The sequence below is a fragment of the Bacillus sp. 166amftsu genome (assembly GCF_900107445.1).
Classification (GTDB): Bacteria; Bacillota; Bacilli; order Bacillales; family Bacillaceae_G; genus Bacillus_A; species Bacillus_A arachidis.
Genome location: NZ_FNQA01000002.1, coordinates 434,878 through 447,056 on the forward strand (window position 1 = coordinate 434,878; position 12,179 = coordinate 447,056).

Genomic DNA, 12,179 nt, shown 5'->3' on the forward strand with positions numbered 1-12,179 from the left:
ATTTATCCAATACATTAACCTTTAAAATGTCAATGATAATCAATTTCATCTAGGAGGAAGTATGATTCGAACTAAAAATATCTTTATGCTCTGCATCGTAATGTTAATGGTTATGATTGCAGGGTGTGGCAAAGAAGAGAAGAAAGAAACGAATGAAGCAAAAGGAAAAGATTCGTATGTAATTAAGCATGCGATGGGAGAAACAACGATTACGGGGACACCTAAAAGAGTGGTTGTCCTAACAAATGAAGGCGCGGAGGCACTTTTAGCGGTCGGAGTTACACCGGTTGGTTCTACAAAACCAAGAGCTGGTGATGAATGGTATCCACATGTAGCGAAAGAATTGAAAGATACAAAAGTTGTAGGAACTGAGCGTGATGTTAACTTAGAGGCAATTATGAAACTAAAGCCTGATTTAATTATTGGGAATAAAATGCGTCATGAAAAAGTATATGAACAATTAAAAGAGATTGCACCTACTGTTTATGCTGAAACACTGCGCGGAGATTGGAAAGAAAACTTTACGTTATACACAAAAGCTGTAAATAAAGAAAAAGAAGGGCAAAAAGCTCTTGGTGATTATAAGAAGCGTATTGAAGGAATAAAAGAGAAACTAGGAGATAAAGTAGAATCTAAAGTTTCAATCATTCGATTCGTTCCAGGTGACGTTCGTATTTATCAAAAGAATTCATTCTCTGGTGTAGTTTTAAATGATATTGGATTTAAGAGACCACCACTTCAAGATAAGGATGATTTTGCGATAAAAGGTGTTACAAAAGAACAAATTCCGAATATGGATGGAGACTACTTATTCTATTTCACATCCGATAAAGATGCTAAGAAATCGAATGAAGGAAATACAATAGCGAAAGAATGGACAGAAGACCCACTCTTTAAACAGTTACAAGCTTCCAAAAATAATAAAGTATTTGAAGTAGATGAAGTTATTTGGAATACAGCTGGCGGCATTAAAGCTGCGAACCTTATGCTAGATGACATTGAAAAATACTTTTTGAAATAGGTAAAGTAGAGAAAAACACATCACTATTTAAAGGGTGATGTGTTTTTTAAGTCTCAAATAACAGAAAATTCTTTCTGTTAAACAGGGGAAAGTTGTAAAATGGAATTAATAAAAGTAAAGGAGTGAAGAAATGATGAATGGTGCTCACAAAGATTGGATTTTGTTTAATGGTAAAATTGTAAATACCAAGGAAGAACAGCCAATGGTTGCATTAGAAGAGAGAGGTCTACAATTTGGGGATGGGATATATGAAGTATTTCGTTTATACAACGGGAAACCTCACTTGCTAGATTTACATTTAGAGCGATTTTTTAAATCTATGAAGGAAATTCATCTTGTTCCACCCTTTACAAAAGAAGAATTAATTCAGCAACTTCATCAATTAATTGAGAAAAATCAATTTCAAGAAGATGGTAATGTGTATATTCAAATTTCAAGAGGCGTGCAGCCGAGAAATCATATATACAAATCTCATTTAGAGCCAATGTACTTTGCAAATATTGTACCATTCCCAAGACCAATTACTACTATGGAAAAGGGTATCAAAGTAACAGTGGAAGAAGATATTCGCTGGAAATTTTGCCATATCAAATCTTTAAATCTACTACCTAATATTATGATTAAGAATAAAATTAATGAAGAAGGGTATCAAGAAGCAATATTAGTTCGAGATGGGATTGTAACAGAAGGGTGTCATTCAAATTTCTTTATTATAAAAAATAATAAGGTGATTACACACCCTGCAGATCATTTTATTTTACATGGGATTACTCGTCATCATGTCATTTCATTAGCAAAAGCCCTACATATTGAAGTAGAAGAGCGCGAGTTTTCATTACAAGAAGTATACGAAGCAGATGAATGCTTTTTTACCGCAACACCTCTTGAAATATTTCCTGTCATTCAAATAGGAGCCGAGCAATTTGGTAATGGAGAAAGGGGGCCAGTTACGAAGCGGTTACAAGCTTCTTATGAGGAGAGTATTGCACCTTTTAAAGTTACTAATTGAACGTGAAAGGAAAGAGGAGCTGGTATTCTTCCAGCTTTTTTTTGTGGTATAATTGATCGTAAGGTGATTTCTGAAAACGCTATAAAAGGGGATTCTATGTATATGAAATATGAAGCATTTAAAGAAATAATTCACGGAAGACGAAGTGTCCGAAAATTCACAGAACAAGAAGTATCTGTTCGTGATATAGAAGAAATTATTGATTGTGCTCGTTACGCACCAAGTGATACGAATTCACAAACGTGGGAATTTATTGTCATTATGAATCGGGATAAAATTAAAAAAATTGAACAAATGACATGGGATGCTTTACATAAGTTGGCTGCACAAGCAACGGAAAAAGGTGAAGAAAAAGCAGGTAAATTACTTACACGTTCGTTTGGACCATATGCAACAGCTTTTTCTGATGCACCAGTTTTAATTGTATGCTTAGCTACACCATACGAATCTAAGTTTCGCGAAAAAATATTTGATCCGATTGACTTCGTTCCAAATTCAGTATGGGAAGAAGAAGGGATTAAGAGTAGCTGTTTAGCTGCACAAAATTTAATGTTAGCAGCATATGCAAGAGGACTTGGGACTTGTCCAATGACAGGGCCTGTGTTATTGGCTCAAAATCAACTGCGACAATATTTACAAATTGAGCCTGAGAAACAAATCAATATGGTAATTTCACTTGGTTATCCGAAAGATCAAGCGAAAAAACTAGCGCGAAAAGAAGTTGAGGATATTACAAAGTTTATTTTTTAGAGTGCTGTGCGAAAAATTAGAAAAGACATTGGTGCATCCAATGTCTTTTCTAATTTTTCTAGAAGGGGATATTTTTTACTAATAATGGGCTAAAATGAGGAATAAGAAGGAATTTCTAATTATTTCTTGAAAAAATTAATGATGTTAAAAAAGAAAATATGGTACAGTAGTGATGAACAGAATGTTTGTTCACGGAAGTTTAAAAAAACTGAGCTTAGAACAGAGAGTTATTTCTGTATAATAAATAAAGAATAAATTTACAGGGGGGATGAATTTTGAAAAAATTCATAATCGCTGGATCGTCTGCTTTGTTATTGGTTGGGTGTGGTGTCTCAAACGGAAAAGAAGAAACCCAGCCGGTAAAAGAAGAACAAGTTGTGAATGCAAGTGAAGAGAGTGTAACGCCTTTTCCTGAGGGGACAATGCCGATTGGCGAGGGAAGAGTAAAAGTAATTACACCAGATGGCACTTCAGAGGGTGGGAATATACCAACTGTATTTGTAAAGAAAGACGCCCTCATTCAGCAAGTTGAATTAGAACTTACTCATTTTCAAAATGATAAAGAGACATTTGTATTCGTAGATAAAATATTTGAAGATAAACATCATGTTACTAACATGACGCAGACAACAGTAGAATTAAAACAAAGCACGTTAGAGACAGGCTACCATACAATAACGGCAGTTCAATTTGAAAATAATGATCCATCAGGAAAAGTTATTAATTTTGTGCAGGCTAAATTTGAAAATAAACCAGCGTTTTAAAATAGCTAACATGTTATGCATAATAAAAAGTACACTACTGAAAAAGTAGTGTACTTTTTGTTTTATCTGTTTTCGTAAAATGGGATTGTCAAGCGAAAGAATCTTACTGGATGATAATAAAAAGTGCAATATTACCGACGTATTCCAATCGATATATCCAAATCAAATAAAAATGACAAATACCTGTATCTTATATATAAATGCTTCGTAGGGATTTGTTTGAAAATGTCGAATAAAATATATTGAGTCGTTAAAACTCGTTTTCTATTGTTTAGCGTGAAACAAGTAGGGAGGAGAATAAGTGATGAAGCGGGCGCTTATAAATATTGATTATACATATGATTTTGTAGCAGAAAATGGTGCTTTAACGTGTGGAAAGCCAGGGCAAGATATTGAAAAGCATCTTGTAGCGATTACGAAGGAGTATATTGAAAACGGAGATTATGTTGTGTTTACTATTGATAAACATGAAAAGAATGATTCCTATCATCCAGAGACACAATTATTTCCACCACATAATATAGCGGGTACAAAAGGAAGAGATTTATACGGAGAGTTGCAAGATCTGTATGAAAAATATCAAGATAATGAGAATGTATACTATATGGACAAAACACGTTATAGTGCTTTTGCTGGAACGGAATTAGAAATGAAATTAAGGGAAAGAGGAATACAGGAAGTGCACCTTGTTGGCGTATGTACGGATATTTGTGTTCTCCATACAGCGGTGGATGCCTATAATAAAGGGTTTCATATCGTTGTACACGAAAAAGCAGTGGCCTCTTTTAATGAGCAAGGACATGAGTTTGCAATTGGGCACTTTAAGTCTTGTTTACATGCTACAGTGGAGTAAAGAAAACTAAAAAATGAGAGTTATGTAAAAAAGACTTTTAAAAATAAAAGTCTTTTTTATATGTTCTATATGGATACAACTTGCTGTTGAATGAGCTTTTTAATAAATGGACTAATATTTTCTGGTAATTGATGCAAGCTGAAAAATTTAACTTCTAAAGATTCAATACCATCAGCTTGTAATACGCCACCTTTTATTTCTTTACACATATAAGCGATTGTGATGGGATAAAATTCATCACCGTTCGGTAATTTTACAAAAAACTCTTTTCCAGAAAAAACACTTACTAAATTAAGTTCTCCTATCTCAATGCCAGTTTCTTCGAAAACTTCACGTCTTCCTGCATCTTCTGCTGATTCACCTAATTCAATAAAACCACCAGGAACGCCCCAAATACCACTTTGTCTTTTCTGAAGTAAAATTTGTCCTTGCTCATTTAGAACAGCAACAGCAACCCCTGCTAAATTAAGTGGATGTGGACCTACAATTTTACGTAAATCTTCAATATACCCCATAGTGTTATCCTCCAAATGAAAATAGATTAGAAATTCCCAATTATGTATTCTATAGTGTATTACTGTATACCTTTCTACGATTTAACTTTTAGAGCTGTGACGAGACAATATACCTTTTAAATATTAAAATTTCACATACCATAATATATTTAGATTGAAAAATACATGATTAAAATATCAAACAAATAATTCGACCCTTTTTGACTAATTAATTTAATAAAGACAGAAAGAGATCATCGTTCATTGATATCTATAAGAAGGAATAGAAAATGCGTAATATATTTCAAAAGCTAGTAAATCGTCAAAATGGTGTTGCTCAGTTTGGACCTTGATATTTTCTCTAAACCAATGAACATGAATAGTTTTAAAGTGGATGTTCCAAAGGATTCTGATCAATATATCGTGCAAGCAGATTTACCAGGATTTCAAAAAGAAAACATTCAAGTCGATTTTGAAAGAGAGGTATTTGTGAATCAAGAAAGAATTGCGGCAGCATTTAAAGACGGTGTTCTTACTGTCTCATTACCTAAACTGAAGCTGATGTATTTAGCTTCTTTTTTTGTTTGTAGTATTTAGAAATTTCTTAATGTTATAATGATAATTGGTGATGAACATGAATTATGATGAAAAGGAAATGCGGCGGTTAGAAGCATTGAAAGAAATTGCGGAGTTGTTAAATGAGGCAACTGATTTACAGGAAATGTTAGAGGAAGTATTACATACATTATTACAAGTGATGAATCTACAAACAGGCTGGGTATTTTTTATTGATGAAAAAGGAACGCACCGTATGCTTGTTGATAGGAATTTGCCTCCAGCACTCACATGGAATGAAAAAAAACCGATGTGTGAAGGGGATTGTTGGTGCGTGAATCGATTCGTAAATGGACGTTTAGAAAAGGCAACAAATATCATTGAGTGTAAGCGAATTGAAGATGCCATTGAATATAATTGGGGAGAGACGGAAGAGATTACACATCATGCGACGATTCCTCTTCGTGCTGGTAGCGAGAAGTTCGGTTTACTTAATGTTGCTTCCCCACATAAAACGTATTTTTCAGAGGAAGAACTAGCCTTATTAGAAGCGATTGCATTCCAAATCGGAACAACAATACAACGAATTAAGTTAGTCGAGAAAGAGCGTAAATATGTAGTTGTAGCGGAGAGAAATCGACTTGCACGCGATTTACACGATTCGGTGAAACAATTGCTATTTTCCATAATGTTAACGGCTAGAGGTACTCTTGATATGACAAAGGATAAAGAATTGCAAGGTATGCTTAGTTATATGGGGGAATTATCACAAGAAGCGCTAGAAGAGATGACGTTATTAATTTGGCAATTACGACCAGAGGGATTAGAAAAAGGGCTGGCAGAAGCAGTGCAGAATTACGGAAAGTTATTAGGTATTCAAGTAACAATTCGAATTGATGGAGTTATTTCAATTGGTGATGAAATAGAAGAAGTGCTGTGGCGTATAAGTCAGGAAGCATTGCATAATTGTAAAAAACACGCTTCGTGTGAGAGAGTATCAGTTTACTTAAAAACAGAAAATAGTAAGTTGAACTTTCAAATTGAAGATGACGGCATTGGGTTTGTTAAAGAAAAAGTTAGAGATTCAGCGCTTGGTTTAAAAAGTATGAAAGAACGAATTGAACTATTGAAAGGAACATTTCGAATAAGAACGAAGCTAGGACAGGGAACAAAGATTGAGATTCAATTACCGGTTTGAAAGGGAGAAGTTCATTGAAAATTAAACTATTACTTGTAGAGGATCATCATATCGTTAGGAGAGGGCTTGTATTCTTCTTAAAAACGAAAGAGGAATTTGAAATAATAGGAGAAGCAGAGAATGGGGAAGAGGCGTTAGAGTTGATTCGAAAAGAAAGGCCAGATGTAGTATTAATGGATTTATCAATGCCAAAGATGGATGGGATTGAAGCGACAAAACGTTTGAAACAATATGACGCCACAATTAAAATACTTATGTTAAGTAGCTTCTCAGAGCAAGATTATGTTCTTCCGGCACTAGAAGCGGGCGCGGATGGCTATCAACTAAAAGAAGTACAGCCAGATCAACTGGTTGCTTCTATTATCGCTGTATATCAAGGAAATGCGAATCTTCATCCGAAAGTAACTCCTGCTTTGTTAGGAAGACCAGTAGTGAAAGAGGAAAAGCAGGATAGTTTATTTATGCTGACAAAAAGAGAAAGAGAAGTACTTTGTGAAATTGCGAAAGGAAGAAGTAATAAAGAAATAGCAGCAGAGCTTTATATTACAGAACAGACTGTAAAAACACATGTTTCAAATGTACTTGCGAAATTGCAGGTAGATGATCGGACGCAAGCTGCGTTGTATGCTGTGAAGCATGGGGTTGTATAGGAAGGACCTATTATGGGAGAAGAAGTTATATTACAAGCGTCTTCTCCAGTTATTGCAATGTCAATGTTCATGCGTTATCGTTCTCAAAAAGATGATACATTCCACGGAAAAGTTGTTTCAGCACTCCGAAATCAGTTTGGCGGACATGCTGTTGTGAAGAATGATTAATTGATATATCAAGAACTCATACAAAAGTATGAGTTCGTTTTTTAATTTTCATACTATTTTCTCAAAGCTTTTCCCTCTATTTGTTGATTTCCGCATAGAATATTCTGATATTATAGAGGTAGAACTTAAAACAAAGGAGAGAAACACACATGAAATTAGTCGTAATTAACGGAACACCACGTAAGTTTGGGAGAACTCGTGTCATTGCAAAATATATTGCAGAGCAATTTGCAGGGGAATTATATGATTTAGCAACAGAACAGTTGCCTTTATATAATGGGGAAGAATCACAACGAGAATTAGAAGCAGTAACGAGATTGAAAAAATTAGTAAAAGAAGCTGATGGTGTAATCCTTTGCACACCTGAGTATCATAATGCAATGAGCGGTGCGCTAAAAAACGCATTAGATTTCTTAAGCAGCAGTGAATTTGTCCATAAACCAGTTGCTCTATTGGCAGTTGCAGGCGGTGGAAAAGGCGGTATAAACGCACTTAATAGTATGCGTATTGTCGCGCGAGGCGTATATGCGAATGCAATTCCAAAGCAAGTTGTATTAGACGGTTTATACGTGCAAGATGGTGAGCTCAGTGAGGACGCAAAACCATTAATTCATGATCTTTTCAAAGAGTTAAAAGCATATATGAGCGTGTATAAAGAAGTGAAAAAGCAATTAGGGGTGGAATGATAAGCGTTTGCTTTGTTACGAATCTTAAGATGAGTTTTTAGGAGTTAATGGTCAATTGTCCATTGGCTCTTAGGTAAATATGAAAACGATACCATTAAAACTGGTTGCAGATTCATAATATAAACGAATGAGTAGTTTGCTAAATTTATCGTATTGATTGAAAACACGGTGGGGGAATGAGGATGATTACACATTTTTCAGAGTTGAAATTACAGACAGTATCTATTCAGGGGGTAGAACAAGTATATGCAAAACGTCTTGGAATTCCAATTTTATCAAAAACAAATAAACAAATAAGTTTTAAATTAACTCCATATGTTTCATTAGTTTTTGAAGAATCATATGAACCACTTTCTCCTGCTCATTTTGCTTTTCAAGTACCATTTTCAAAGTTCTATGAAACAGTAAAGTGGATTCAAGAATCAGGTTTGCTTATTGTAAGGTGGGAAGACGGTCATGAAATTGACGAAGAGGATGGTCGATTAAATTTATATTTTCGTGATGGAGATGGAAATCTTCTTGAAATTATTGCACATAAATATATTGAAGAAGATGTTTTAATTCCATACACACCTTTGAACATTTTGTACTTAAGAGAAGTAGGATGCCCAGTAAAAAGTGTGCCAGTATATAGAGAGTGGCTAAAATCCAATTTATTTATGAAAACATTTGAAGATGGTGAAATATTTAACTTTGTAGTTGGTGGTACGGCTCATGTTGTTGCAAGCTGGAAAGGAAGACCTTGGATTCCAATTGCAATGAAAGCTTTGCCGCCGAAAATGCATATTTCATTTGGGACGCCGAGTCTTGAGTTCATTCAAATGGTCCAGAAACATCTAAGAGGAAGCGATGTACCATTTCATTTTCATAATAATGAAATATCGTTTGTTCAAGAAGGATATTCTTTTTCTATACAATATACGCCTCATTTTAAAGCTGATATTCTTAAAAAGTTGAATTTACCACTTTCTATTTAAGTGGTATTTTTTGAGTTGTTATTATTGATGAGATTTTATAAGGGACTAACCTAAAAACAGGTATTTTGATGTGAGTTCAAAATACTTGATGCTTAATTATTACATTAATGATTCGGATACGTCTTTTTCAAAAAATTTATAGATTGTTTGATTAGCACTTTTAGCACATTAATATCAATGTCTGCTACTTTATTAATGTATACACACGATTTCCCAGATGTATGTTTTCCAAAGTCCTTTAATAGGTTTTCTCGCTCAGGATCACCAGTTGCGAAGTATAAACTAATCTTGGCTTTTCGGGGTGAAAAGCCTACTAATGGCGCATCCCCTTCATGACCAGATGCATATTTATAATGATATGTACCAAATCCAATTATACTTGGACCCCACATTTTTGCTGGATAACCAGTTGTTTCAGTAAATATATCTAATAACTGATATGCGTCTTCTCGTTTTTTTAGGCTGTCAACATTTTCAATAAACTCGATTACACTATTGTTGGTTTCTGTTGTTTTGAGTTTGTACATAAAAGAATCCCCCCTTTTTAGATATAGGTTTTATCGCATATTTCATTATAATACATAGTTTGAATCAAAGTTACAGAATCTCTTGTATTCTTAAAAGAAATAAAAACTTTTGAATAAAAATTTAATTTCTATTTTCATCAAAAAATAACACAAAATTATTTCATTTCATCTAACTTCTCTTTTTTTCTAAGTAAATCGGTTTTTGTTATATCTCTAGAAATAATAAATAAAAATGAGTTAACCAAGACTAAAATGACATCTATACAAATGACCCAAGAATCACTTTTTATAAAAGAATTAGTCATAACCAATATTAATAAGCTAATTCCTGAAATGAAACGTATTTTGTTTTGTCCTATTTTCAACATAAAACCATCTATTTTTCACTATATTACAATATTCTTGTTGTATTTAATATATATCAAATTATAAACAGGTAATGAATGCATTAAATGTAACCTTTTATCCCGAATAAACGAGAAGGAATATCCTCACCTCAAGATGCAGAGAGAAACAAGGAAGTTGGGTGGAAGATCGACTACACGTAAAAGCCCGATTGGTTCAACTAACCAACAGTTGGGGATGAAGACCTCCCTACTGTTGGAAGTTTCACTTTATTTTGATACCCCAAAAATATTCTTGAAATAAGGAGAAACTTCCAATAAAACCATTGTATGACGAGAGAGAAAATACAAAATCTATAAAGGAACTATATAAAAAGAGGATGTGAAACAAAATGGGAAAAACAAAAGCGTTAGGATCAGCGAAACATAAAGGGAATCAAACTCAGTGCCATACATCTTCTAAAAAAGGGCGTAATGCTCAAAACGCAGGACAACGCAGTCACTAAAAAATACTTCTGTCTCCCTTTCTTTTTCTATATAATATAAAGAAAGGGAGTGTAAGCTTATATATGAACAAATGGATACTATTTATTATCTTATTATTTTCACCATTATGCATTGTGTATATGACATATCGAATGAAAAAAGTTGCTTATGAAAAAGTAAGTGATAACGCTCCATATGTATTAATTTTAGGTGCAAAATTATTTGGGGATAAACCTTCTTTATCTCTTCAAAATCGGTTAGATGTAGCTTTAATGTATTTAAATTCTCATCCGGAAACAAAAGTAATTGTATCTGGAGGACAAGGTGAAGATGAGGATATTCCTGAGGCTCACAGCATGCGAAATTATTTAATACAACATGGAATTGAAGATGGACGTATTTTCATTGAAGATCGCTCGACAAGTACTTATGAAAATCTAAAGTTTAGCATGGAATTATATCATGTAACGCACGCGGTGGTTGTAAGTAATACATATCATCTATATCGAACAAAAATTATTGCTAAACGTTTAGGTATGCAAATGGAATCACTTGCAGCACCAACGCCAAAGCGCTCAAAGAAGAAAGCTTATATACGTGAGTATGCAGCAATTATTAAAACAACATTATTCGATCATTAGAGCTCAAGTAAGGGCTCTTTTTTCATGAATAAAAAGCGTATCATTTGAAAAGAAGATAAGATTCTATCAGAATGAAAGAAATGATAATAAGGGAGTTGTATTTGTGATTCGATTTGAACACGTTTCAAAGGTGTACAATGGAACGAAAGTGGTAGACTCGTTGCATTTAGAAATTAAAAAAGGGGAGTTTTTTGTCCTCATAGGTCCGAGTGGTTGCGGAAAAACGACCACGATGAAAATGATTAATCGTTTAATTGAAACGACAGAAGGCTCAATTTCTATCGACGGAAAAGATATTCAAGAATACAATATTCATGAATTACGTTGGGACATTGGGTACGTTCTGCAACAGATTGCCTTGTTTCCCCATATGACAATTGCCGAAAATATTGCGATTGTACCTGAAATGAGAAAATGGAGTAAAGAAAAAGTTCGGGAGCGTGTGGATGAGTTACTTGATATGGTTGGATTAGATCCAGATGTGTACAGAAATCGTATGCCTGATGAATTATCTGGTGGACAAAAGCAGCGTGTAGGAGTTGTAAGAGCACTAGCTGCCAACCCGAAAATTGTTCTGATGGATGAACCATTTAGTGCTCTAGATCCATTAAGCCGAGAACAGTTGCAAAAGGATATTGTAAAATTGCAGAAAAAAATCCAAAAAACCATTGTGTTCGTGACACATGATATGCAAGAAGCGTTAACACTTGGTGACCGAATTTGTGTGATGAAAAAAGGGAAGATCGTTCAATTAGATACACCAGAAGGAATCATACATAGTCCCGTAAATGATTTTGTAGAAGAATTTATTGGAAATCGTGTGCGCCCTTGGTATGAAGGAAAGAGCATTGAAGATGTGTTGCCATTTGTGAGTGATAAACAAGTAGAAAATGATGTTATACCTCTATCGACAAATGCTTCACTGCAAGAAGCTTTGATTCGTTTGGAAGCAGAAGAAGCTGTTCCAATTGAAAGAGATGGACAATGCATTGGGACGTTAACAAGCCGTCATATTGTGGCATATTTGACTGGACAAATGAAGGAGATGGGGTAAAT

14 protein-coding genes and 2 pseudogenes are annotated in these 12,179 nt (G+C 34.3%); 13 read left to right on the forward strand and 3 right to left on the reverse strand.

The features are described 5' to 3' along the window. Positions 1 to 61: 61 nt before the first annotated feature. The 5 genes from BLV40_RS08995 to BLV40_RS09015 all read left to right on the forward strand — a co-directional run bounded on the left by BLV40_RS08995 (position 62) and on the right by BLV40_RS09015 (position 4,397). Complete coding sequence (locus BLV40_RS08995) at positions 62 to 1,021, forward strand: ABC transporter substrate-binding protein (protein WP_026594306.1); 960 nt, start codon at positions 62 to 64, stop codon at positions 1,019 to 1,021. A 133-nt stretch (positions 1,022 to 1,154) separates the two neighbouring features. After that, positions 1,155 to 2,030, forward strand: a complete 876-nt coding sequence (gene dat / locus BLV40_RS09000; RefSeq protein WP_090689137.1) for a D-amino-acid transaminase — start codon at positions 1,155 to 1,157, stop codon at positions 2,028 to 2,030. Positions 2,031 to 2,132: 102 nt separating this feature from the next. Next, positions 2,133 to 2,780: a nitroreductase family protein gene (locus BLV40_RS09005; protein ID WP_090689140.1), complete on the forward strand. Its 648-nt coding sequence runs from the start codon at positions 2,133 to 2,135 to the stop codon at positions 2,778 to 2,780. Between the two features lie 275 nt (positions 2,781 to 3,055). Beyond that, positions 3,056 to 3,544, forward strand: coding sequence for a hypothetical protein (locus BLV40_RS09010; protein ID WP_026594309.1), 489 nt, complete (start codon positions 3,056 to 3,058; stop codon positions 3,542 to 3,544). A 304-nt stretch (positions 3,545 to 3,848) separates the two neighbouring features. Continuing rightward, positions 3,849 to 4,397 (forward strand): cysteine hydrolase family protein, encoded by a 549-nt coding sequence (locus tag BLV40_RS09015; RefSeq protein ID WP_090689984.1) that lies wholly within the window; start codon positions 3,849 to 3,851, stop codon positions 4,395 to 4,397. Between the two features lie 65 nt (positions 4,398 to 4,462). On the opposite strand, the gene BLV40_RS09020 is transcribed toward BLV40_RS09015, so the two are convergent. Continuing rightward, positions 4,463 to 4,912 carry an NUDIX hydrolase gene (locus BLV40_RS09020; protein ID WP_090689144.1) on the reverse strand — a complete coding sequence of 150 codons (450 nt, stop codon included), beginning with the start codon at positions 4,910 to 4,912 and terminating at the stop codon, positions 4,463 to 4,465. 269 nt (positions 4,913 to 5,181) lie between these two features. Between BLV40_RS09020 and BLV40_RS09025 the strand changes: the two are divergent. The 6 genes and pseudogenes from BLV40_RS09025 (at position 5,182) to BLV40_RS09045 (ending at position 9,125) form a co-directional block, all read left to right on the forward strand. Continuing rightward, positions 5,182 to 5,488, forward strand: a pseudogene (locus BLV40_RS09025) (hypothetical protein). Between the two features lie 37 nt (positions 5,489 to 5,525). Then, positions 5,526 to 6,644, forward strand: a complete 1,119-nt coding sequence (locus BLV40_RS09030; RefSeq protein ID WP_026594312.1) for a GAF domain-containing sensor histidine kinase — start codon at positions 5,526 to 5,528, stop codon at positions 6,642 to 6,644. A 14-nt stretch (positions 6,645 to 6,658) separates the two neighbouring features. After that, on the forward strand, positions 6,659 to 7,294 hold the full coding sequence (locus BLV40_RS09035) for a response regulator (protein ID WP_026594313.1): 636 nt from the start codon (positions 6,659 to 6,661) through the stop codon (positions 7,292 to 7,294). A 27-nt stretch (positions 7,295 to 7,321) separates the two neighbouring features. After that, a pseudogene (locus BLV40_RS27935) lies at positions 7,322 to 7,462 on the forward strand (6-phosphogluconate dehydrogenase (decarboxylating)); the annotation flags it as partial. A gap of 149 nt (positions 7,463 to 7,611) precedes the next feature. Beyond that, positions 7,612 to 8,148 carry an NADPH-dependent FMN reductase gene (locus BLV40_RS09040; protein ID WP_090689149.1) on the forward strand — a complete coding sequence of 179 codons (537 nt, stop codon included), beginning with the start codon at positions 7,612 to 7,614 and terminating at the stop codon, positions 8,146 to 8,148. A 182-nt stretch (positions 8,149 to 8,330) separates the two neighbouring features. Further along, positions 8,331 to 9,125, forward strand: coding sequence for a VOC family protein (locus tag BLV40_RS09045; RefSeq protein WP_090689152.1), 795 nt, complete (start codon positions 8,331 to 8,333; stop codon positions 9,123 to 9,125). A gap of 104 nt (positions 9,126 to 9,229) precedes the next feature. Here BLV40_RS09045 and BLV40_RS09050 read toward each other — a convergent pair whose 3' ends face one another. Beyond that, the gene (locus tag BLV40_RS09050; RefSeq protein WP_090689156.1) at positions 9,230 to 9,652 is read right to left on the reverse strand and encodes a DUF1801 domain-containing protein; all 423 of its coding nucleotides are present in this window, start codon (positions 9,650 to 9,652) and stop codon (positions 9,230 to 9,232) included. Between the two features lie 155 nt (positions 9,653 to 9,807). Beyond that, entirely contained in the window at positions 9,808 to 10,020 is a 213-nt protein-coding gene (locus BLV40_RS28860; RefSeq protein ID WP_026594317.1) for a hypothetical protein, read from the reverse strand. A gap of 545 nt (positions 10,021 to 10,565) precedes the next feature. On the opposite strand from BLV40_RS28860, the gene BLV40_RS09060 reads away from it, so the two are divergent. Together BLV40_RS09060 and BLV40_RS09065 are read left to right on the forward strand one after the other, a co-directional pair. Continuing rightward, positions 10,566 to 11,123 carry a YdcF family protein gene (locus BLV40_RS09060; protein ID WP_090689160.1) on the forward strand — a complete coding sequence of 186 codons (558 nt, stop codon included), beginning with the start codon at positions 10,566 to 10,568 and terminating at the stop codon, positions 11,121 to 11,123. 103 nt (positions 11,124 to 11,226) lie between these two features. Continuing rightward, the gene (locus tag BLV40_RS09065) at positions 11,227 to 12,177 is read left to right on the forward strand and encodes an ABC transporter ATP-binding protein (protein ID WP_026594319.1); all 951 of its coding nucleotides are present in this window, start codon (positions 11,227 to 11,229) and stop codon (positions 12,175 to 12,177) included. Positions 12,178 to 12,179 lie beyond the last annotated feature (2 nt).

Excerpts from the sequence above, each read along its gene's own strand:
- BLV40_RS09020 (WP_090689144.1), bottom strand. The coding sequence starts at position 4,912 with ATGGGGTATATTGAAGATTTACGTAAAATTGTAGGTCCACATCCACTT.
- dat (WP_090689137.1), top strand. The coding sequence starts at position 1,155 with ATGAATGGTGCTCACAAAGATTGGATTTTGTTTAATGGTAAAATTGTA.
- BLV40_RS09030 (WP_026594312.1), top strand. The coding sequence starts at position 5,526 with ATGAATTATGATGAAAAGGAAATGCGGCGGTTAGAAGCATTGAAAGAA.
- BLV40_RS09005 (WP_090689140.1), top strand. The coding sequence starts at position 2,133 with ATGAAATATGAAGCATTTAAAGAAATAATTCACGGAAGACGAAGTGTC.
- BLV40_RS09015 (WP_090689984.1), top strand. The coding sequence starts at position 3,849 with ATGAAGCGGGCGCTTATAAATATTGATTATACATATGATTTTGTAGCA.
- BLV40_RS09045 (WP_090689152.1), top strand. The coding sequence starts at position 8,331 with ATGATTACACATTTTTCAGAGTTGAAATTACAGACAGTATCTATTCAG.
- BLV40_RS08995 (WP_026594306.1), top strand. The coding sequence starts at position 62 with ATGATTCGAACTAAAAATATCTTTATGCTCTGCATCGTAATGTTAATG.
- BLV40_RS09050 (WP_090689156.1), bottom strand. The coding sequence starts at position 9,652 with ATGTACAAACTCAAAACAACAGAAACCAACAATAGTGTAATCGAGTTT.
- BLV40_RS09040 (WP_090689149.1), top strand. The coding sequence starts at position 7,612 with ATGAAATTAGTCGTAATTAACGGAACACCACGTAAGTTTGGGAGAACT.
- BLV40_RS28860 (WP_026594317.1), bottom strand. The coding sequence starts at position 10,020 with ATGTTGAAAATAGGACAAAACAAAATACGTTTCATTTCAGGAATTAGC.
- BLV40_RS09060 (WP_090689160.1), top strand. The coding sequence starts at position 10,566 with ATGAACAAATGGATACTATTTATTATCTTATTATTTTCACCATTATGC.